This is a genomic window from Colwellia sp. MB02u-9 (genome assembly GCF_014077085.1).
GTDB lineage: Bacteria > Pseudomonadota > Gammaproteobacteria > Enterobacterales > Alteromonadaceae > Cognaticolwellia.
This window is the reverse complement of sequence record NZ_JACGVF010000078.1, coordinates 1-409: the sequence shown is the minus strand read 5'-3', so window position 1 is coordinate 409 and position 409 is coordinate 1. Positions and strand designations below refer to the sequence as shown.

The window sequence follows — 409 nt, the reverse complement described above, 5'->3', positions numbered from 1 at the left end:
TATCACCTCACCAAAGCTTTTCGCAGATTAACACGTCCTTCATCGCCTCTAACTGCCAAGGCATCCACCACATACGCTTAGTCACTTAACCATACAACCCCAAGTAGTCTTTCCTTATAAATAAGGAGATTCTATTCAGTACACACCGGAGACTAATCCAATGCAATTGTAAAGTCTGACATTTTCACGCACACAAAGTGTGTCTTGAATAAGAGTGGTAAACATTCCGAAGAATATTTACCGGGTTGATTACGTCTTCGAGGAGAATCCGTAATCACCATCATTAATAGGCGATATTCCTATTAATAACAGCTTGGTATTTATAATTTACAAACAACAGCGCGACACCGTGTTTGTCATATAAATACCGGTATTTATATCAGCTTTCCAGATTGTTAAAGAATTAGTC

At 38.4% G+C, this 409-nt stretch carries 1 rRNA gene; it reads right to left on the bottom strand.

From position 1 onward, the window contains the following. A 23S ribosomal RNA gene (locus H4J65_RS18280) occupies window positions 1-91 on the bottom strand; the annotation flags it as partial. Window positions 92-409: the final 318 nt, after the last annotated feature.